This window comes from Mesorhizobium sp. P2_E6 (assembly GCF_056403835.1).
The window spans coordinates 94,373-115,487 of the sequence record NZ_JBFUEQ010000002.1 but is presented as its reverse complement, the minus strand read 5'-3'; the positions used below and the strand labels follow the sequence as shown (position 1 = coordinate 115,487).

Genomic DNA, 21,115 nt, shown 5'->3' with positions numbered 1-21,115 from the left:
TTGCCTCTGAGCGCGAGACCTGAATGACCGAGCGGATCGTTAGTTTTGTCATGAGCGGCGGCATCGGCTCGCGGCTCTGGCCACTGTCTCGCGAGGACAACCCCAAGCAGTTCCACGATCTGTCCGGCGATGGCTCGATGCTGGCCAAGACCTTGCGTCGACTGACGGCGAGACCGGAAGGCGAAACGCCCATCTTCCTGATCGCCTCGGAGCGTCATGCCGACCGCGTCCGCGCCGACCTTGCCGGCCTCGATCTCGCCGGCGGCGGGCCGTTGTTCGAGCCGACCGGTCGCAACACCGCCGCCGCCGTCGCGCTGGCGACGCTGCGCACACTGTCCGAGTTCGGCGACAGCCTGGTTCTGGTGGTGCCGTCGGATCACGAGATCAACACCCCGCGCCAATTCTGGCAGAGTGTCGAAGCCGGTACCGAGGCAGCGCGCGCCGGCCGGCTGGTGGTGTTTGGCGTCAAGCCGACGCAGCCCGAGACCGGCTACGGCTATATCGAAGTCGCGGCCGAAAGCGGCGGCACCTTCGACGTGTCGCGCTTTGTCGAAAAGCCGGACCTTGCGACGGCGCAAAACTATCTCCAGGCCGGAAGTTTCTATTGGAACACCGGCATCTTCCTGTTTCGCGCCGGCGCCATGCGCGACGCCTTCGCGGCGTTCCAACCTGACATCTGGCAGGCCACCGAAGCGGCCTACAGAGCGGCGACATCGGATCTGTCCGGTCTCTACATGCCGCTGGAACTCTATGGGGCCATCCCGTCGAACTCGATCGACTATGCCATCATGGAGCGGGCAAAAGACATCGCCATGGTGCCAGCCGGCTTCCGTTGGAACGATCTCGGCTCCTGGCAGTCGCTGCTCGATGTCGGCCCTGCCGACGACCAGGGCAATGTCGTCATCGGCGATGTCGTCGCCATTGACTGCGAGAACTCCTACATCCGCAGCGACGGGCGCCTGCTATCGGCGATCGGCATGAAGGACGTCGCCATCGTCTCGACCACTGACGCCACCTTCGTCGCCCCGGTCAGCCACAGCCAGCACGTCAAGAAGATCGTCGAACAGCTCGAGAAATCGGGGCGGCTGGAAACCCGGTTCACGCCGGCGCATGACCGCGTCATCGAAAGCGGCGCCTGGCGACGGCGCGTGCATCACTGGCTGTTTCAGGAGACCTTGCCGCTATGGTCGACATCGGGCGTCGACGAGCGTCATGGCGGTTTTTACGAAGCGCTCGGCCTTGATGCCTCACCGCTGATGAAGCCCAAGCGCATGCGCACCATGGCAAGGCAGGTCTATGCCTTCGCCGTCGCCAAAGCGCGCGGCTGGGACGGTCCGGCCGACCGGCTGATCAGCCACGGCATCGACTTCGTGGCCAAGAATGGCCGCACCGACAAAGGCGGTTGGGTGCGCACGCTGAACGTCGACGGCTCCGTCGCCGACGCCACCGAGGATGCCTACGATCATTCCTGCGTGCTGCTGGCACTGGCGCATGCGCACATGTCGGGCAATCCCGACGCCTTGCGGCTTGGTCAGGAAACCTTAGCCTTTCTCGACACATATCTCGAGGACAGCCGCCTGACCGGCTTCCTCGAAACATCTGACGGGGAGGGCGAGCGGCGCTCCAACCCGCACATGCATCTGCTCGAGGCGTTTCTCGCCTGGTACCAGGCGACCGGCGAGCGCACCCATCTGCGTCGTGCGGCGCGCATCATCGACCTGTTCCGCAGCCATTTCTTCGACGCCGAAAGTTGGACCCTGGGCGAATATTTCGATGCCGAATGGAAACCGTCCGCCGGCGAGAAGGGGGCCTGGACCGAGCCCGGTCATCACTTTGAATGGGCGTCCCTGCTGGTCGATTTCGCCGGGCGTAGCGGCCAGTCCGAACTGAGCGGCTTCGCCCGAAAACTCTATGCCTCGGCCATCGCCAACGGCCTCAACCGCGCTACCGGTCTCGCTTATGGCGCCGTCTCCAGGCAAGGCCTGCCGCTCGACCGCGTCTCCCGCAGTTGGCCGCAGGCCGAAGCGGTCAAGGCGGCGATTGCGCTGGACGGCTCGGGCGGGCCCGACCTCAAGCCCGAAATCGAGGAACGCGTTGGCCGCCTGTTCCGTTGGCACATCGACCCGGCGCCGCTAGGCCTGTGGATCGACCGCATCGACGAACGCGGCCGCTCGCTGGCGACCGACGTGCCGGCCAGCATCTTCTATCACCTGGTTTGTGCGCTGACCCAGTATCTGGACAGCACGGCGCAGAAGCCGACATAGGCTGGGTTCAGTACGGGCTCGCCACGTCGCCGGTCTCGACATAGATCGACTTCAGCTGCGAATAGAGCGCCAGTGCCGCCAGCGAATTCTCGCGGCCGATGCCGGACTGCTTGAAGCCGCCGAAGGGGATCTCTACCGGCGTCAGATTGTAGGCATTGATCCAGCAGGTGCCGGCCTGCAGCTCGGCGATGACGCGATGGGCGCGCGGCAGGTCGCGCGTGAAGACGCCCGCGGCAAGGCCAAACTCGGTGTCGTTGGCGCGGTCGATCACCTCGTCCTCGCCGTCGAACTTCAGCACGCTCATCACAGGCCCGAAAATCTCCTCGCGGGCGATGCGCATCGTGTCGGTGACGCCGGTGAAGACGGTAGGTTCGACGAAGAAGCCACCGTCGAACCCCTGCAGCGAAGGCACGTTGCCACCGCAGGCCAGAACTGCGCCATCCTGCTTGCCGACCGCGATATAGCCGACCACCTTCTCATGCTGCGCTCTGGAGACCAGCGGTCCCATCTGGGTTTCGGGGTCGAGCGGATCGCCGATGCGGATTTTTTTCGTCCGCTCGACAAGCCGTTCGACGAAGCGGTCGTGGATGCCGCTCTGCACGAAGACCCGCGTGCCGTTGGAGCAGATCTGGCCGGTCGAATAGAAATTGCCGAGCATGGCGCCACCAATGGCATTCTCGATGTCGGCATCATCGAAGACGATCAGCGGCGACTTGCCGCCAAGCTCCATCGTCGCGTGCTTCATCTTCGAACCGGCCAGCGACAGCACCTTGCGACCGGTCGGCACCGAGCCTGTCACCGAGACCTTGGCGACGACATCATGACCGACAAGCCCGGCGCCGACATCGCCATAGCCCTGCACGACGTTGAACAGCCCATCCGGCAGGCCGGCCTCGCTGTAGATTTCAGCCAGCGCGAGCGCTGACAGCGGCGTGTTTTCCGACGGCTTGAACACCATGGCGTTGCCCATGGCCAGCGCCGGCGCTGATTTCCAGCCGGCGATCTGGATCGGGTAGTTCCAGGCGCCGATGCCGACACAGACGCCAAGCGCCTCGCGCCGCGTATAGGCGAAGGGCCCGCCGAGATCTATCGCCTCGCCATTGTAGGCGGCAACCGCGCCACCGAAATATTCCAGGCAGTCCGCGGCCGACGGCGCATCTGCCACCAGTGTCTCCTGGATCGCTTTGCCTGTGTCGAGCGTCTCTATGCGAGCGAGGTCGGCGTTGCGGGCGCGCAAGATGTCGGCGGCGCGGCGCAGGATGCGTCCGCGTTCGACCGGCTTCAACCGCGCCCAGGCAGGCTGCGCGGCACGCGCGGCCTCGACGGCGAGTTCCAGCACGTTCGGCGTCGCCGAACGCAGCATGGCGATCGTCTCGCCGGTTGCCGGATAGATGACCGGCAGCGGCGCGCCCTGCTCATCGTCGATATAGCGTCCGTTGACATAGTGCGATGCCGTGGGCTGGGCGCGCATGGAGGTCTCCAAATCGTCTTCGCTTGGGCGGAATGTTCGCCGGATCATGCTCTATCTGTCGGATGCCTGCCAGCGCGGATTGATCCAGGGTTCCTGGTTGGACGGCGCCAGCGGTGTGCGGCCGAGAATGTGGTCGGAAGCCTTCTCGCCGGTCATGATCGACGGCGCATTGAGGTTGCCGTTGGTGACGCGAGGGAAGATCGAGGAATCGGCGACGCGCAATCCTTCAACGCCGATGACCCGGCATTCCGGATCGACGACGCTCATCATGTCGTCGGCGCGGCCCATCTTGCAGGTGCCGCAAGGATGGTAGGCGCTCTCGGCGTGATCCCTGATGAAGACATCGAGATCGTCATCCGACTGCACGTGGCTGCCCGGCGAGATTTCCTTGCCGCGGTAGCCATCGAACGCCTTCTGGCCGAAGATCTCGCGGGTCAGCCGGATGCAGTGGCGGAACTCCGTCCAGTCGTCAGGATGCGACATGTAGTTGAAGCGGATCACAGGCTTCGATTTCGGGTCCGGCGAGCGCAGCGTCACCGAGCCGCGCGACTTCGACCGCATCGGCCCGACATGCGCCTGGAAGCCGTGCGACTTCGCTGCCGCCTTGCCATCATAGCGGACCGCCGCCGGGATGAAGTGGTACTGGATATCGGGATAGTCGACACCGGCGCGCGAGCGCACGAAGGCGGCTGCCTCGAAATGGTTGGTGGCGCCTAGCCCGGTCTTGAAGAACAGCCACTGCGCCCCGATCAGCGCTTTCGAGAACGGGTTGAGCACCGAATTGAGCGTGATCGGCTGTGTCGATTCCTGCTGGATATAGAGCTCCATATGGTCCTGCAGGTTGCGGCCGACGCCGGGCCTGTCGGCCACCACGGCAATGCCGTTCTCCCTCAGATGCTCGGCCGGACCGATGCCCGACAGCATCAGGATCTTGGGCGAATTGATCGACGATGCGGCGACGATCACCTCACGTCGCGCCTTAACGACCTGAATCTGTTTGTGAGCTTCGATCTCGACGCCGATGGCGCGTTGATTCTCGATGATCACCCGGCGGGCGAAACCCTTGAGCAGGCTAACATTCTTGCGGTTCAACGCCGGCTTCAGATAGGCGCTTGCAGCCGACCAGCGGCGGCCGCCGCGAATGGTCTGCTCCATCGCCCCAAAGCCTTCCTGCTTGGAACCATTGTAGTCGTCGGTCAGTTCGAACCCGGCCTGGCGCCCCGCCTCGACGAAGGCGCCGTAAAGCGGATTGCGTCGCGAGCCGCGCTGTACATGCAATGGCCCGGCATGGCCGCGCCAGCCATCCTCGCCGCCGTCATTGTCCTCCATGCGCTTGAAGTAGGGGAGCACGTCGGCAAAGCCCCAGCCGGTGGCACCCTCTTCGGCCCAATGGTCGAAGTCGCGGGCGTGGCCGCGCACATAGACCATGCCGTTGATCGAGGACGAACCGCCGATCACCTTGCCGCGGGGCGTCGCCAGCACGCGGCCGCCGAGATGCGGCTCCGGTTCGCTGGCAAAGCCCCAGTCGTAGAGGCTCATGTTGAGCGGGATCGAGAGTGCCGACGGCATCTGGATCAGCGGTCCGATATCGGTGCCGCCGAATTCGATCACGATCACCGAATGCTTGCCGTCCTCGGACAACCGATAGGCCATGGCCGAGCCGGCCGAGCCGGAGCCGATGATGACGAAATCCGCTTCAAGCATGGTTCATTTCAGCCCATCGTTCATATGCGTGATGAAATCGGCGAGCGAAACGTTGCCGCCAGTTGCCATCACAAGCACGGTCTTGCCCTTTACATCCACCTTGCCGCCGAGCAGCGCCGCCAGCGAGGCAGCCCCCGACGGTTCGAGCACCAGCTTCATGCGCTCGAAGGCGATGCGCATGGCGCGCCGTACCGATTGATCGTCGACGGTGATGCCGCGAACGCCGGCGGTCTTGACCGCCGCGAACGGAGCGTCGCCGGGCCGTCGCGACATCAACCCGTCGCAGATCGACTTCGGGCCGATCGGCATCGTCTCGATGCTGCCATGCGCCAGCGACGAGCCCATGCCGTTGAACCCTTCCGGCTCGACGCCGATGATCTCGGTGGCCGGCGACAGATAGTGGAAGGCAAGCGAAACGCCGCCGATCAGTCCGCCGCCGCCGACCGAGCAAAACAAAAGGTCGGCGCTGGCGTCCTTGGCGGCAAGCTGGTCGAGCGCTTCGAGGCCGGCGCCCGCCTGACCGGCGACGATCTCCGGATCGTCGAACGGATGCAGCAGGGCCAGCCCTTCGGTCTCGGCGATCTCGCGCGCCTTGGCGGCGGCGACTTCCTCACGCGCGCGCTCGCCATGGTCGGTCAGCACGACGCGGGCGCCATAGCCTGCGGTGGCATCACGTTTGGCGGCGGGTGCATCGATCGGCATGACGATGGTCACCGGAATGCCGAGCGCCTGGCCGGCCGCCGCAAGCCCTTGCGCGAAATTGCCGGAGGAATAGGCGACGACGCCTTTATTCGCCTCTTCGGCCGAAAGCTGCTTCAGCCGCCAATAGGCGCCGCGTATCTTGAACGATCCTGCCCACTGCAGCGATTCCGGCTTGATGAACACGCGGGCCGCGCCCGTCTCGCGCGCGAGTGCCGCCGATTCCAGCAGCGGCGTGATCTGTGTCGCCCGCGAGGTGACGGCATAGGCCTGCTTGAGATGGTCGAGAGAGGGGACGAGAAGGTCTGCCATCATTCGCCTCGTGGATACCGTTTGCTCTCCTCGAGATTGTCGAGGTTCATGTGATTGCGCATGTAGCGTTCCGACGCCTTTTGCAGCGGCTGGAAATCCCAGGGGTAATAGGCGCCGTTGCGCAGCGCCGGATAGACGACCCAGCGGCGCGCCTGGCTTTCGCGCACGGCGGCGTCGAAGCCGGCCATGTCCCAGCGCGCGCGGACTTTGCTCATGAATGCCGCCACCAAGTCCGCATTGGCCGGGTCGCCGGCCAAATTGTCTCGCTCGAGCGGATCGGTCTCGAGATCGAACAGTTGCGGCGGGTCGAGCTCGCAATGGACGAATTTGTGTCTGCCGTCGCGGATTGCAACGAGTGGTGCGCAGGAGCCCTCCGCCGCATATTCCATCAACACAGGCGCGGCGCGCTGCCCGCCATTGGCAAGCGGCAGCAGCGACTGGCCGTCGGTCCACGGTGCGATCGCCCCGATGTCGATGCCGGCGAGGTCGCAAAGCGTCGGCGCCACATCGACATTGGAGACCGGCGCTTTGATCAGTCCGGCGCGAACGCCCTTGCCGGCAATCATCAGCGGCACCCGCGCCGAGCCTTCGAAGAAGCTCATCTTGAACCACAGGCCGCGCTCGCCGAGCATGTCGCCGTGGTCCGAGCAGAACAGGACGACGGTGTCGTCGAGCATGCGCGTTCGCTGCAGGACTTCCAGAAGCTCGCCGAGCTTGTCATCGACATAGGAGATGTTGGCGAAATAGCCACGCCGGGAACGACGCACTTGTTCAGGGGTGATCTCGAAAGACCGATAATCGCTGGCGTGGTACAGCCGCTGCGAATGCGTGTCCTGCTCGTCATGCGCGATGAACCCGGTTTCCGGGTCCAGAGCCTGGCAGTGTTCGTAGAGATCCCAATACTGCTTGCGCGCGACATAGGGATCGTGCGGGTGCGACAGCGAAACGGTGAGGCACCAGGGCCGATGGTCCGCATCGTCCTGTTCGCGCGAAAGCTGATAGAGTTTCTGCGTGGCCAGGAACACGACCTCGTCGTCATATTCCATCTGGTTGGTGGTCTCGGCGACGCCGGCGCCGGTCACCGAGCCCAGATTGTGATACCACCATTCGATGCGCTCGCCGGGGTTGCGGTAATCCGGCGTCCAGCCGAAATCGGCCGGATAGATGTCGGTGGTCAGCCGCTCCTCGAAACCATGCAATTGGTCCGGTCCGACGAAATGCATCTTGCCCGACAGGCAGGTATAGTAGCCGGCGGCGCGCAGATGATGGGCAAAGGTCGGGATCGACGAGACGAATTCAGCGGCATTGTCATAGACCCCGGTGCGAGACGGCAGCTGCCCGCTCATGAACGAGGCCCGCCCTGGCGCGCAAAGCGGCGATGCGGTGTAGTTGTTGGCAAAGCGCGCCGAGCGGGCGGCCAGTGCCTTGAGATGCGGCACATGCAGGAAGTCCGCCGGCCCATCCGGGAACAGCGTACCGTTGAGCTGATCGACCATGACGATCAGGAAATTGGGTCGCTTGGCTGTCACTGTGTCTGCCGTCCACCGAGTTTGGTTTCGAGATAGTCCTCGACCAGCGCGATCGCGGTCGCGGCGTCGGGCACGCCGTCCTTCAGCGCCCGCCTGATGTAGAGCCCGTCGATCAGCGCCGCCGTCGCTTCGGCGACGCGATCGGCCTCGGCTCTTGGCAGGATGCCGGTCAGCCCGCTCAACAGGTTGGAGTGCAGGCGCCGCGCATAGACCCTGAGCAGCCGGCGCAGCGCCGCCGATTTCTGCGCCTCGACATAGAAGGCGAGCCAGGCGGCGATGGTTTCCGGCTGGAACTGGAGCTCGGAGAAGTTGACGGCCACGACCGCCGAAACGCGCGCGCGCGGGCTGCTGGCGGCGCCAAGGGCGCGCCGCATGTCGATGGTCAGTTCCGCCAGGATGTGGCGCATCGTCGCCAGCAGCAGCTCATCCTTGGCGCCGAAATAATGATGGGCAAGGGCAGAGGACACGCCGGCGCGGCCGGCGATCTCGGACATGGTCACGTCGAGCGAGCCGCGTTCGCCGATCGCCGAGATCGTCGCGTCGATGAGCGCCTTGCGGCGCAGGGGTTCCATTCCGACTTTCGGCATCTCGCTAGGGTCCTTTGAAGCAGGATTATTTTTTATTGACGGGTCAATCAACAAAAAAATCGGCGCTCGCTAATCTGCACCAAGCGATTGTCCTGTTCCGGCCCTTCCCGGCGCGGGCACGATTGTTTATATTTGAACAATAAAGGCGAAGTGCGCCATGAGCCCTCATGCTAGGCTGGCGCCAAGGATGGAGACCGCCATGACCGCATGCATCGTTGGCTGGGCGCATTCGCGCTTCGGCAAGCTTGAGGGCGAGACGCTCGAAAACCTGATCGTCAAGGTGGCGACCGACGCGCTCGACCATGCCGGCATCGGCCCCGACGAGGTCGACGAGATCGTGCTCGGCCACTTCAACGCAGGCTTTTCGGCGCAGGATTTCACCGCCAGCCTGGTGCTTCAGGCCGACGACCGGCTGCGCTTCAAGCCGGCGACGCGCGTCGAGAACGCATGTGCCACCGGTTCGGCGGCAGTCAGGCAAGGCATCCGTGCCATCGATGCCAACGCTGCCCGCATCGTGCTGGTGGTCGGCGCCGAGCAGATGACGACGACGCCCGGCCCCGAGATCGGCAAGAACCTGCTCAAGGCTTCCTATCTGCCTGAGGATGGCGATACGCCGGCGGGTTTTGCCGGCGTCTTCGGCAAGATCGCGCAGGCCTATTTCCAGCGCTATGGCGACCAGTCGGACGCGCTGGCAATGATTGCCGCCAAGAACCACAAGAACGGCGTCGACAATCCCTACGCGCAGATGCGCAAGGATTTCGGCTATGAGTTCTGCCGCCAGGAAAGCGAAAAGAACCCCTTCGTTGCCGGTCCGTTGAAGCGCACCGACTGCTCGCTGGTCTCAGATGGCGCCGCGGCCCTTGTCCTTGCCGACACCGCGACGGCACTGAAGATGCGCCGCGCCGTTGCCTTCCGCGCCAACGAGCATGTGCAGGACTTCCTGCCGATGTCGAAGCGCGACATCCTGACCTTCGAAGGCTGTGAACAGGCCTGGACCCGTGCGCTGAAGAATGCCGGCGTGACGCTCGACGATCTGTCCTTCGTCGAGACGCATGACTGCTTCACCATCGCCGAACTGATCGAGTATGAGGCGATGGGCCTGGCCAAGCCGGGCGAGGGGGCAAAGCTCGCCATGAGCGGCGAGACCGCCAGGGATGGGCGTCTGCCCGTCAATCCGTCAGGCGGGCTGAAGGCCAAGGGCCACCCGATCGGTGCCACCGGTGTTTCCATGCATGTTCTGACCGCCATGCAGCTTGTCGGCGAAGCCGGCGGCATCCAGGTGCCGGGCGCAAAACTCGGCGGCATCTTCAACATGGGTGGCGCGGCGGTCGCCAACTACGTTTCCATTCTCGACCGGATCAGATAAACCGCCCGCATTACAGCGCCGCGCGCCTTTTGAGGCGCGCAAAGGACGCTGTAACACTTTGATTCTGCGCATGACCTCGAAGATCGGTTCCGATCTTCGAGGTCATGCGCAAGCGGGAGGGTTCATGACAAATCCGGTTCTGATCGAAGTCTTGCGCGGCGCGATCGTCGAGAGCGCGCATCGCGGTGCCGTCGCGGTCTTCGATGCCGACGGCAAGCCGGTCCTGGAGATCGGCGACACCTCGAGGCCGGTGTTTCCGCGCTCCGCGGTCAAGGCGATCCAGGCATTGCCGCTGGTCGAAAGCGGCACGGCGGACGCGTACGGCTTCGGCAACCGAGAACTGGCGCTTGCTTGTGCCTCCCATTCGGGCGAGCCGGCGCATGTAGAGTTGGCGCGTTCCATGCTGGCCAGAGCCGGGCTGGACGGGTCAGCGCTGGAATGCGGCGCGCATTGGCCCTCCAGTCATGACGCGGAGATTGCGCTGGCGCGCGCCGGCGGTTCGCCGAACGCGCTGCACAACAATTGCTCCGGCAAGCATTCCGGCTTCCTCTGCACCTGCGTCCACACCGGCATTGCGCATCGCGGCTATGTCAAGCCGGAGCACGCCTTGCAGGAGATGGTCCGCGACGTCATGCAGGCAGTGACGGGCGCTGTCCATGGCGCCGATGAACGAGCGACCGACGGCTGCTCGATCCCGACCTACGCGGTGCCGCTCAGGAGCTTCGCCCTCGGCTTTGCCCGTATGGCCACGACAAATGGTTTTGGTCCCGAGCGAGCCAAAGCCGCAAAGCGTCTGATGAGCGCCTGCATGGCAGAACCGTTCTTCGTCGCTGGCGCCGGTCGTGCCGATGTCGCTCTGATGGAGGCCGCGCCCGGGCGGATTTTTGCGAAAGGTGGCGCGGAAGGTGTTCACTGTGCCGCAATTCCGGAAATTGGCCTTGGCATCGCGCTCAAATGCGATGACGGTGCCGGCCGCGCCGGCGAAGCCATGGTTGCCGCCGTCCTCGCCAAATTGCTGCGCGCGGACGAGGCTTTGGCGGCGAAGCTGCTCGAACTGGCCAACGCTCCGATTGAAAGCCGGATTGGCGCCAAGGTCGGGGCGCTCAGGCCCACAGTGGCCTTGGACTAAAAGTCCAGCATTCAGCTGACGTGATTGCGCTCGACGGTCAGGTGCGCGTAACCGCTCTTGTCCAATGATGTCAGGTCGCCTGTCGCCGGCTCGGCCCAGCGCTGGCCGACAACGGCGCCGTTCAGCGCGCCATCGATGACATTGTCCGAGATGACGGCCGTGCCGGCGCCCTCGACCACGCTGACGACGATGCCCGTTCCAGCCTTGCGGATGATGTTGCCGGTGGCCACGATATTGCGCAGGTACGGCCCCCAGCCGATCTGCATGCCATAGAGCGGCGCGTTCTCGATGACATTGTTGGAAACGGTGGTGTCGGCCTCGACGCCAATGCCGACGCCAAAGCCGGGCGGGTCAGCGGGGTAGGGACCGCTGGTCGACAGATTGCGCACGATGTTGCCCGAGCAGACACCTATGCGACCACCTTCGTTGAAGTTGACGATCGAGATGCCGTTGGCGGCGCCGTCGACGATGTTGTTGCTGATGATGGCGCCTTCGAACGAGAATTCGGAATAGACCGCGGTCTCGCCCGAGCGCGAGCAGGTGTTGCCTGAGATCTGCAGATTGCTGGCGCTGTTGGCGCGGATCGCCGAGAAGGCGCAGTCCGAGACGATGTTGCCCGAAATGACGACATTGCCGGCCCGGAAGGCGTTGATGCCATTGCCGTTCTGCCCTGTGCCGCCACTGCGCGCCTGGATGCGCTCGACGCGGTTGCCGGTGACCATGGTGCCGTCTTCCGCCGCCTGCCAGCGGTGCACCAGGATGCCGCCATTGGCGCAGTCGGAGACGGTGTTGCCCGCAATTGCCAGCCCATCAGCCTCGACCGAATAGATGCCGGCATCGGCAGCCCCTGAGATGTCCGAGCGCTCGACCCGGCCCGCCGCCTGTTCCAGCGCCAATCCGTTCTTGCCGCTGCCGGTTATCTGGCAATTGTCGACAATGAGGTGCGCGACCCGGCGCAGATCGAGCAATCCTTGCGCGTAGTCGCCCATCGAGCGGTTGCTGCCATCGAAGACCAGCCCGCTGAGTTCGATATGGTCGGCCTGTTCGGCCATGAACAGGTGGCCATCGCCGCCATAGACGATCCGCGTTGCGCCCGGCACGCCGGAAAGACGCACACGGCTGGGCAGCGAGAGGTTGGACACCACATAGGTGCCGGGCGGCAGGAACACCGGCATGTCGCGGTCGTTGGCATCACGCAGCAGCTTGGCGAAGGCCTTGCTCTGATCGTCGAAGGTGCCAGGTGAGACGCCAAGTTCGGTCGCGTTGATCGAACCGCGCATCGAGGCTTTCTCGATGCCGGTCAGGCTGGCGGCCGCCGCTCTGCCAAGCGAGAGGCCCAAGACGGCAAAGCCGGCGGTTCCGGTTAAAAACGTTCGTCTGTTCAACATCGGCACAGGGTCCTGGCGTTCCACCCAGACACCGCAGGATTCGTGCCAGACGGTCTGTCGCTGCTTGCCAGTGCAGCGACAATGGCTTGTCGAGCAGCCTCTCCGCGCCTAAGCTCAGCGGATGAGCAGAGCTTTTACCCGCGAGGAAGACAGCGAGAACGCCATCGCCGGCATCGGCGAGCGGCCGATCAGCCAGCACCGCAACCTTGTGACGGAGACCGGCCTGGCGATGATCGAGGAGAATCTGGCCGATCTGCGCGACATATTGGCGAAAGCCGAAAGGAAGGCGGATCGCGAGCGCATTGCGGTGGTGTCGCGCGACCTGCGCTATTGGACCGCCCGGCGCGAAAACGCCGAACTGTCCGTGCCGGAGCCGGGCAGCGATCTGGTGCGCTTCGGCATGGGCGTCACGCTCGAGGGCGATGACGACAGGAAGGTGCACTGGAAAATCGTCGGCGAGGACGAGGCCGACCCGGCCAAGGGCACCATTTCCCATGTGTCGCCGATGGCCGTCGCCCTGTTCGGCAAGAAGGTCGGCGACGTGGCTGTGGTCAACGGCAAGGAATGGGAAATCGTCAAGCTCTCCGACAGCTAGTCTTCGAGCTTGACGACGTGGTCGCGGAAGAAAGCCGCGGCTCCGGCTTCATCGATTTCGCCAGCAGCGACGGCCATGACGAATTCGTAAAGCGTGCCGTTGTCAGCTGTCAGAACATGGCCGTTCACAATCAAAAATGCGCCGGCGGCCACGATGGCAGTACGCTTGTTACCGTCGACAAAGGCATGATTCCTGGCAATGCCAAAGACATAGGCAGCGGCGAGATCCTCGACCGACGGGTCCCCACAGTTCGCCTTGTTTTCAGCGCGGGCGAGCGCCGATTCGAGAGCATTTTCATCTCTCAAGCCTTGCGCTCCGCCGTGCCTGCGCAATTGCTCGGCATGCATCGCTTCAACTGCGCGACGTGACAGAAACTCCCAGCTCATTCGGCGAGTTTCTGTAGTGCGACCTTGTACTTGTCCATGACCTTGCGAGCTGCTTCCATCTGCCGCTCGAAACTGTCGTCCACCGCCTTGAGGACGATGTCCTTATCCCTTTCGAGAATCTGAAGCTGGTCGCCGGCTTTGAGGTTCAGACGTTCAAGCAGCTCCTTGGGCAGGATCACACCTTCGGAATTGCCGATCTTGCGAATGGTCGTGTTCATGATGGATCATCCTGTTGCAACGCCGATTATCACGCAATCAGCGCGTGTTGCAACAGATATTATAACAGGCGCAATCAGGCCTTCAGCAGACGGTCCAGCAGGCGATCCGCCGCTTCCGGAATGACCGTGCCCGGCGGGAAGATTTCTGCCGCACCGGCTTGCAGCACCGCGTCATAGTCTTGTGGCGGGATGACGCCGCCGGCGACGATCAGCATATCGCCGCGGCCGAGCTTCTTCAGCGCATCGCGTAATTCCGGGATCAGCGTCAGATGTCCCGCCGCCAGCGACGAGGCGCCGATGATATGAACGTCATGCGCAATCGCAAGCCTGGCGATTTCATCCGGTGTCTGGAACATCGCACCGACGGTGACGTCGAAGCCGAGATCGGCGAAGGCGGTGGCGATGACTTTCTGTCCACGGTCGTGGCCGTCCTGTCCCATCTTGGCAACGAGGATGCGCGGCTTGCCGCCAGATTTCTTCTCAAAGGCTTCAAGCTTGTCATGCAGCCCTTCGACCACGGAATTGTCGCCGAGCGCCTTTCGATAGACACCGGAGATCGTCTGCACCGTAGCGACATGGCGGCCGAAGGTTCTTTCCAGGGCGAACGAGATTTCGCCGACCGTGGCATTGGCGCGCGCGGCGCGGACGGCGAACTCCAGCAGGTTTTCATTGCCTTCCGCGGCACGGGTCAGCGCATCGAGCGCGCTCTCGACCGCGCCGACATCGCGTGTGCCTTTCAGCCGCTGCAGCTTCGACAATTGCCGCGCCCTGACTTCGGCATTGTCGATCTTCAGCACGTCGACCTTGATGTCGGTCTCAGGGCGATGCGCATTGACGCCGACCAACATCTGCTCGCCGGAATCGATGCGTGCCTGCGTGCGGGCCGCCGCTTCCTCGATTCGCAGCTTGGGAATGCCTTGTTCGGTCGCCGCGGCCATGCCGCCGAGCGCCTCGACTTCCTCGATATGGACAAGCGCGCGCGCCGCCAGATCATGTGTCAGCCGTTCGAGATAGGCCGAACCGCCCCACGGGTCGATTATGCGCGTGGTGCCGGATTCCTTCTGCAGGATCAGCTGGGTGTTGCGGGCGATCCGCGCCGAATGGTCGGTCGGCAACGCCATCGCCTCGTCGAAGGAATTGGTGTGCAGCGACTGCGTGTGGCCCTGCGTTGCCGCCATCGCCTCGATCATGGTGCGGATGATGTTGTTGTAGGGGTCCTGCGCCGTCAGCGACCAGCCCGAGGTCTGGCAATGGGTGCGCAGCGACAGCGATCGCTCGTCCTTGGGCGAAAAATTCTTCGCCATCAAGGTCGCCCACAGCAGGCGCGCGGCCCTCAGCTTGGCTACTTCCATGAAGAAGTTCATGCCGATCGCCCAGAAAAAGGACAGGCGCGGTGCGAAGCGGTCGATATCCAGGCCCGCCGCAACGCCAGCGCGGGCATATTCGATGCCGTCGGCGATGGTATAGGCGAGCTCCAGGTCGGCCGTCGCTCCGGCCTCCTGCATGTGATAGCCGGAGATCGAGATCGAATTGAACTTCGGCATGTTCTTCGACGTATACGAGAAGATGTCCGAAACGATCCGCATCGAGGGCTTCGGCGGATAGATGTAGGTGTTGCGGACCATGAACTCCTTCAGAATGTCGTTCTGAATGGTTCCGGCGAGATCCTTCTGCGCAACGCCCTGTTCTTCCGCCGCCACGATGTAAAGCGCCATGATCGGCAGCACCGCACCGTTCATGGTCATCGACACCGTCATGTCGCCGAGCGGAATGCCGTCGAAGAGCTGCCGCATGTCGAGGATGGAATCGATGGCGACACCCGCCATGCCGACATCGCCGGCGACACGCGGATGGTCGCTATCATAGCCGCGATGCGTGGCGAGATCGAAGGCGACCGACAGTCCTTTCTGGCCGGCGGCAAGATTGCGCCGGTAGAAAGCGTTCGACTCCTCCGCCGTCGAGAAGCCGGCATATTGCCGGATCGTCCAGGGCTGCTGGACATACATGGTCGGGTAGGGGCCGCGCACGAAGGGCGGCAGGCCGGGATAGGTGTCGAGATGCGGCAACCCCTTGAGGTCGCTTTGATTGTACAGTTGCTTGGCGATGAGGCCTTCCGGCGTCGTCCGCTGGCCTTTGACCTCGACGGGTGCGCGGCGTGGCGGCGCCCAACCGATCTGGCTGAAATCAGGGATCAAGAGCCCGCTCCGATCGATTGGTCGATGCGGACTGGAAACAGGGGTTCGCAGACGGCAACACCTTCGGTGAAGGCGGGACGCCGTTCCGCTGCCAGCGTCTCGACGGGACGTTCGCTTTTGGACGGGTAGAGCGTGGTGCCGATGATGACCCGCTCGCCGGCCTGGTAGGCTGCGTTGCGTCGCGCCGCCGCGGCGTGAACGCGCTTCTGGATATGTCCGTCCTGAAGGCTGGACAGGACGCCGCCCTCGGCCTCAATTGTCTGCAGTTCCGCCCACGCCATCTCGCAAAGTTCCGCGGTCAGCGCTTCGACCCCGCCGGAGCCATAGGCAGGATCGGCGACATGATCGATATGGCTTTCATTGGCCATGATCAGCTGCGCGTTGCGGGCAACGCGGCGGGCAAAGGCCGCCGGCAAGCCATGCGCGATCGTGTGCGGCAGGATGGAGATCGAATCGGCGCCGCCGGATGCCGCGGCAAAGCAGGCAATTGTGGTGCGCAGGATGTTGGTCTCCGGATCCATGGCCGTCATCATGCGAAACGACGTCTCGGCATGGATATTGGCGGTGGAATTGGGGATCGAGCAGGCCTCCTGCAGCCGTGCCCAGAGCCTGCGCAGCGCTCGGACCTTGGCCACCGACAGGAACTGGTCCTGGTCGACGCTGAGCGTAAAGCCGATATGGGGTGCGGCATAGACAAGCGGCTGCCGCGCCGTCTCGAACATTCTGAGATAGGAGACCGCCGAAGCCAGCATGATGCCAAGCTCTTGCGCCTCTGTGGCGCCGGCATTGTGGAACACGCGCCCGTCCGCCTCCAAGAGCACGCCCGGAACGCCCATCGAGAAGAAATGCGCCAGCGACTGCGGCATCGAGGCCTGCAGCGCCTCGATCGACATGCGCAGCCGGCCGGTTCCGGCGAAGATCGCCGCCGGATCGATGCCGAAGGAGAGGTTGAGCTTTGCCGGATCCGAACGGCGCTTGCTCAGGAACGCCACCAGCCAGTCAGCCACGGCGCGGCTCCAGGGATGGGCGTCGATACGGACCTGGATGCGGTTGAGCGGTACGCCGTCCAGCACCGTCTCCAGCGCCTGCGCCGTTCTTGGCAGGCCGTAGCCGAATGCGTTCGGCGCGCCTTCGAAGACAAGCGACAATCCCGTCGCGCCTTGCGCCACATCTTCCAGAGCCTGGGCTCTGGCGCGCTCGATATCCGGATCATCGATGCGCTGGCTGACGATCCAGGGCGATTTCGGGTTTGCGCGCACGATCGGTTCCGCTGCGATGCTGCGGTCGTACAGCGGTTCGATGCGGATGTTGTCATCGGTATGCGAGACCAGCTTTTCCTCGAAGGATGCACCGGCCAACGCCTTTTCCGCCAGGGCCAGCCATCGCTGGCGCTCGGCATTCTCTGGTTCAACGTCCTGGATCAAGGCTCCGGCGCCCATCCGTCTTCCTCGTTTTCATGCGGCCGCACCAGCCTGGAGCAGTTCAGTCTAAGGTCCACGGTCCGATATCGCAATGCAATGCGCTTTCAGGGTCGGAATTCAATCCACCAGATATAGGTAGCCTGCATGGACGAACCATGAACGATTGCCAAACACCGGCAAAATCCGCAAGTTCCAAAAAACCGATTTGGACGATTGGGCCGGATTTGGACGATTGGCCCCACTTGAACGATTGGCATTGTCGCTGTGCAAGGGCCTGACTATACCTGCGGCAAGGCCACTGGCTTTAAACACATCAGTTTGCGGAGACCGGACATATGGCTGACGACACCAGCATTTTCATCGGCGCCAGCCGCAAGCCGGACGACAGCTATCAGCGTGCCGAGCACCTGCTGCTGCAATATGGAAATCGTCACGGCCTGGTGACCGGCGCAACCGGCACGGGCAAGACCGTCAGCTTGCAGATCCTGGCCGAAGGCTTTTCCAACGCCGGCGTGCCGGTGTTCTGCGCCGACATCAAGGGCGACCTGTCCGGCATCGCCATGATGGGCACGGCACAGGATTTTCTGGTCAAGCGGGCCGAGCAGATCAAGCTAGACCCCTATGACTTCCAGGAGTTTCCGGTCATTTTCTGGGATCTGTTCGGCGAGCAGGGCCATCCGATCCGCGCCACCGTTTCCGAAATGGGGCCGTTGCTTCTGTCGCGCCTGATGAACCTGACCGAGGCACAGGAAGGCATCATGAACATCGCCTTCCGCCTGGCGGACGAGGAAGGCCTGCTGCTGCTCGACATGAAGGACCTGCAGGCGCTGCTGGCCAACATCGCCGAGCGCGCCGACGAGCTGGGCTCGCGTTACGGCAATGTGACCAAGCCTTCCGTGGGAGCCATTCAGCGCACGCTGCTGGTTCTGGAGCAGCAAGGTGCGGCGCATTTCTTCGGCGAGCCGGCTTTGCGCATCGCCGACATCATGCGCACCACCCGTGACGGGCGCGGCGCCATCAGCGTGCTTGCCGCCGACAAGCTGATGATGAATCCGCGGCTCTATGCGACCTTCCTGTTGTGGCTGATGTCGGAGCTGTTCGAGGTGCTGCCCGAAGTCGGCGATCCCGACAGGCCGAAGCTGGTCTTCTTCTTCGACGAAGCGCATCTGCTTTTCGAGGACGCGCCGAAAGTGCTGATCGACCGCGTCGAGCAGGTGGTTCGCCTGATCCGCTCGAAGGGCGTTGGCGTCTATTTCGTCACGCAAAACCCGCTCGATGTTCCAGAAACCGTTCTCGCCCAGCTTGGCAACCGGGTGCAGCACGCGCTGCGCGCCTATACGCCGCGCGAGCAGAAGGCGGTGAAGACCGCAGCCGAGACCTTCAGGCCGAATCCCGACTTCGATTGCGCCACCGCGATCACCCAGCTCGGCACCGGCGAGGCGCTGGTCTCGACGCTCGAAACCAAGGGTGTTCCGTCCATGGTGCAGCGAACGCTGATCCGCCCGCCGGCGTCGCGCCTCGGCCCGATCACGCCCGCCGAGAGGCAAAAGCTGATCCAGGAAAGCCCAGTTGCCGGCCAGTACGATCAGGTCATCGATCGCGAATCGGCTTTCGAGATGCTGCAGAAAAAAGCCAGGGAGGCGCAGGACGCCGAAGAGCAGGCGCAGCAGGCTGGAAGCGGCGGCTCGCGCTGGACCATCCCCGGCTTCGGCAATGACGACCCGGCACCGCAATCGGGTGGCAGGCGCGCACCGGCGCCGCGCCCGTCCAATCGCCAGACGGTGGCGGAAGCCGCGATCAAGTCGGTGGTGCGTTCGGTGGGTTCGTCGGTCGGCCGCGCGATCGTGCGCGGCATATTGGGAAGTTTGTCGCGAGGGCGGTAAGGAGCGGCAGTTATGCGGAAGACAATGCTCACCGTGATTGGATGGCTCAAAACCGGGAAAGCTTGACGAGCTCAAGGAAGTCGCGGCGCACGCAAATGGACCTTCACACTGCTGGTGCGCGAGCGTGCGCCTGGCCAACCAGACGCGATCGATGGCTCGCCGTCGGGCGCCATAGCCGCTCCTTTCTGTGACTGACCGCGTCGCAGGAAAGCCACAAGCGGACGTGCAATCATTCCGGGAGCCCCGCTTTTCGCAGTGCCTCTGACCATCGCTCGAAATCCTCTGCTCGGCGTAACGGAGGCAGCCCTTGGAGATCGGAAATCCGCAGCCTTGGATCGAGTTCAAGCATGCGCGCAACGAGCTTTCTCGCTTGATCGAGCCGGCCGGCAACGGCATGACATGCGGCGCCGATCCGGAGGGCGGTGAGCCAATCGGCTCGGCGCAACGCCTTTTCTGCCCATGCCGAAGCGTGGTCGTTCCGGCCGGCAAAGAAATGCGCGTAAGCCAATCCCGCATGCACGCGGAAAATGAGCGGATCAAGTGGATTGAGCTCGATTGCCCGGGTCAGAGGCTCGATACCGGCTTCAGGATCTCCGGCATAAATTCGCAGATGCCCGAGAAGGTACCATGCGGCGGCAAGGTTTGGATTGAGAGCCAGCGCGTGATCGACATATCCGATCGCATCGTCCAGCTCATAGGCAAGAAATCCGAGCGAGAAACCTCCCCAGCAATATGCAAGTGCATCCTCATTCGCCAGTCGCACAGCTTCGCGAGCCATTTCGGCTCCATCGGCAATCTCCGCCGCGCGGTCGATCATCCAGCCATTCACCCTTTGGATGACGCGGCACCACGCGGCCATTCCGTACGCCGCCGCAAACTCTGGGTCGAGCTCTATCGCGCGCCGGAATAGGCGCAGTCCTTCCGCTTGACCGTTCTGCGTATAGGCCATTGTTTTGGCGACGCCGCGCAAGTAGACATCGTAGGCATTGAGATTTTCCGTTGGCTTGCGCTTTGCGCGTTCAATCTCGGCTTGCTCTAGCTTTGGCCCGATCGCGCCAATCACTCTTGTGCTGATTTGATCCTGCAGATCAAAAATGTCTTCGGATGCGCCGTCGAAGCGGTCGGCCCAGAGATGTGCACCAGTTGATGCGTCGATGAGTTTCGCCGTGATGCGTATGCGCCTGGGCGCCCGGCGCACGCTGCCTTCGAGCACGTAGCGCACCCCCAATTCGCGCCCGATTTCCTTGACATCGGCGCTGCGTCCCTTGAACGTGAAGGTCGAGCTTCGCGCCATCACGAACAGCCACCGAAAGTGCGACAGCGCTGTTGTGATGTCCTCGACGATGCCGTCGACGAAGTACTCCTGCTCGGGGTCGGCAGACATGTTTGCGAAGGGGAGCACGGCGATCGACGGCTTGCGAAAGCCGGGTGACGGCAGAGCGTCATCGATGTTCCAATGCCCTTGGTCTGTGCGGCCGACAGGATCGAGACGGCCGGCAAAGCGATAGCCGATGCGCGGAAGGGTGGCGATCCACTCGCCGCCGTCCGGTGATTGCCCAAGAGCCTTGCGCAACGTGGCGATTTGAACCGAGAGGTTGCTCTCTTCGACCGTCGTGTCCGGCCAGCCTGCGTCTATCAGCTCAGCCTTGGTGAGCACATCGCCAGGCTTTCGGAGCAGCGCAACGAGGATTAAGACGCCGCGGTGCCCGACAGCAACCGGTTCACCGCCGCGAAGCAGCACGCGCCGTTCGGGATCAAGGAGAAACGGGCCGAATGCGAACTGCCGCCCACGCATTGTCGTTATCGTCCGCTTCGGAAATACTTCGGAAACTTTTTGGAGCGGCTTCAAGACGTTCGCCTCATGCTCCACCATAGTACTTTGCGCCGCGGTAAACCGACAAGACCCTCTGAACTGGGCGGAGCAGGGGTCTGATTGGGCTGCCTGAGGCCCTATATGGAGACCCAGGA

General features: G+C 63.5%; 16 protein-coding genes. 5 read left to right on the top strand and 11 right to left on the bottom strand.

Annotated elements, in window-relative coordinates; genetic code table 11:
* The first annotated feature begins 23 nt into the window (after nt 1–23).
* Nucleotides 24–2,264 (top strand): mannose-1-phosphate guanylyltransferase/mannose-6-phosphate isomerase, encoded by a 2,241-nt coding sequence (locus AC1D08_RS05265; protein ID WP_457152583.1) that lies wholly within the window; start codon nt 24–26, stop codon nt 2,262–2,264.
* Between the two features lie 7 nt (nt 2,265–2,271).
* On the opposite strand, the gene betB is transcribed toward AC1D08_RS05265, so the two are convergent.
* The 5 genes from betB to betI are packed head-to-tail and all read right to left on the bottom strand — an operon-like array spanning nt 2,272 to nt 8,566.
* Nucleotides 2,272–3,735, bottom strand: a complete 1,464-nt coding sequence (betB, locus tag AC1D08_RS05260) for a betaine-aldehyde dehydrogenase (RefSeq protein WP_457152584.1) — start codon at nt 3,733–3,735, stop codon at nt 2,272–2,274.
* Between the two features lie 51 nt (nt 3,736–3,786).
* A complete protein-coding gene (gene betA / locus AC1D08_RS05255; RefSeq protein ID WP_477422685.1) occupies nt 3,787–5,439 on the bottom strand; it encodes a choline dehydrogenase in 1,653 nt (550 codons plus the stop codon).
* A 3-nt stretch (nt 5,440–5,442) separates the two neighbouring features.
* A complete protein-coding gene (locus AC1D08_RS05250; protein WP_457153109.1) occupies nt 5,443–6,453 on the bottom strand; it encodes a threonine/serine dehydratase in 1,011 nt (336 codons plus the stop codon).
* The gene (gene betC / locus AC1D08_RS05245) at nt 6,450–7,979 is read right to left on the bottom strand and encodes a choline-sulfatase (protein ID WP_457153108.1); all 1,530 of its coding nucleotides are present in this window, start codon (nt 7,977–7,979) and stop codon (nt 6,450–6,452) included. The genes AC1D08_RS05250 and betC overlap by 4 nt, the downstream gene beginning before the upstream one ends.
* Nucleotides 7,976–8,566, bottom strand: a complete 591-nt coding sequence (betI, locus tag AC1D08_RS05240; RefSeq protein ID WP_457153107.1) for a choline-binding transcriptional repressor BetI — start codon at nt 8,564–8,566, stop codon at nt 7,976–7,978. The genes betC and betI overlap by 4 nt, the downstream gene beginning before the upstream one ends.
* Before the next feature lie 199 nt (nt 8,567–8,765).
* Between betI and AC1D08_RS05235 the strand changes: the two genes are divergently transcribed.
* The gene (locus tag AC1D08_RS05235; protein ID WP_457153106.1) at nt 8,766–9,932 is read left to right on the top strand and encodes an acetyl-CoA acetyltransferase; all 1,167 of its coding nucleotides are present in this window, start codon (nt 8,766–8,768) and stop codon (nt 9,930–9,932) included.
* 124 nt (nt 9,933–10,056) lie between these two features.
* Nucleotides 10,057–11,061, top strand: coding sequence for an asparaginase (locus AC1D08_RS05230; RefSeq protein WP_457153105.1), 1,005 nt, complete (start codon nt 10,057–10,059; stop codon nt 11,059–11,061).
* An 11-nt stretch (nt 11,062–11,072) separates the two neighbouring features.
* Here the strand turns inward: AC1D08_RS05230 and AC1D08_RS05225 are convergent, their stop codons facing one another.
* Nucleotides 11,073–12,449: a TIGR03808 family TAT-translocated repetitive protein gene (locus tag AC1D08_RS05225; RefSeq protein ID WP_457153104.1), complete on the bottom strand. Its 1,377-nt coding sequence runs from the start codon at nt 12,447–12,449 to the stop codon at nt 11,073–11,075.
* A gap of 121 nt (nt 12,450–12,570) precedes the next feature.
* Here AC1D08_RS05225 and greA point away from each other — a divergent pair, with 121 nt between their 5' ends.
* Nucleotides 12,571–13,044, top strand: coding sequence for a transcription elongation factor GreA (gene greA / locus AC1D08_RS05220; protein ID WP_095089824.1), 474 nt, complete (start codon nt 12,571–12,573; stop codon nt 13,042–13,044).
* Here the strand turns inward: greA and AC1D08_RS05215 are convergent.
* From AC1D08_RS05215 to AC1D08_RS05200, 4 genes are all read right to left on the bottom strand, one after another.
* The gene (locus AC1D08_RS05215; RefSeq protein WP_477304695.1) at nt 13,041–13,430 is read right to left on the bottom strand and encodes a type II toxin-antitoxin system death-on-curing family toxin; all 390 of its coding nucleotides are present in this window, start codon (nt 13,428–13,430) and stop codon (nt 13,041–13,043) included. The two genes, greA and AC1D08_RS05215, sit on opposite strands and share 4 nt — an antisense overlap.
* A complete protein-coding gene (locus tag AC1D08_RS05210) occupies nt 13,427–13,648 on the bottom strand; it encodes an AbrB/MazE/SpoVT family DNA-binding domain-containing protein (protein ID WP_457153380.1) in 222 nt (73 codons plus the stop codon). The genes AC1D08_RS05215 and AC1D08_RS05210 overlap by 4 nt, the downstream gene beginning before the upstream one ends.
* A gap of 74 nt (nt 13,649–13,722) precedes the next feature.
* Nucleotides 13,723–15,843 (bottom strand): methylmalonyl-CoA mutase, encoded by a 2,121-nt coding sequence (scpA, locus tag AC1D08_RS05205; protein WP_457153381.1) that lies wholly within the window; start codon nt 15,841–15,843, stop codon nt 13,723–13,725.
* Nucleotides 15,840–17,282 carry a methylmalonyl-CoA mutase subunit beta gene (locus AC1D08_RS05200; RefSeq protein WP_457153382.1) on the bottom strand — a complete coding sequence of 481 codons (1,443 nt, stop codon included), beginning with the start codon at nt 17,280–17,282 and terminating at the stop codon, nt 15,840–15,842. Before AC1D08_RS05200 ends, scpA begins: the two co-directional genes overlap by 4 nt.
* Before the next feature lie 317 nt (nt 17,283–17,599).
* Here AC1D08_RS05200 and AC1D08_RS05195 point away from each other — a divergent pair, with 317 nt between their 5' ends.
* A complete protein-coding gene (locus AC1D08_RS05195) occupies nt 17,600–19,147 on the top strand; it encodes a helicase HerA-like C-terminal domain-containing protein (RefSeq protein WP_457153383.1) in 1,548 nt (515 codons plus the stop codon).
* A 229-nt stretch (nt 19,148–19,376) separates the two neighbouring features.
* Here AC1D08_RS05195 and AC1D08_RS05190 read toward each other — a convergent pair whose 3' ends face one another.
* A complete protein-coding gene (locus tag AC1D08_RS05190) occupies nt 19,377–20,942 on the bottom strand; it encodes a winged helix-turn-helix domain-containing protein (RefSeq protein WP_477422902.1) in 1,566 nt (521 codons plus the stop codon).
* Nucleotides 20,943–21,115: the final 173 nt, after the last annotated feature.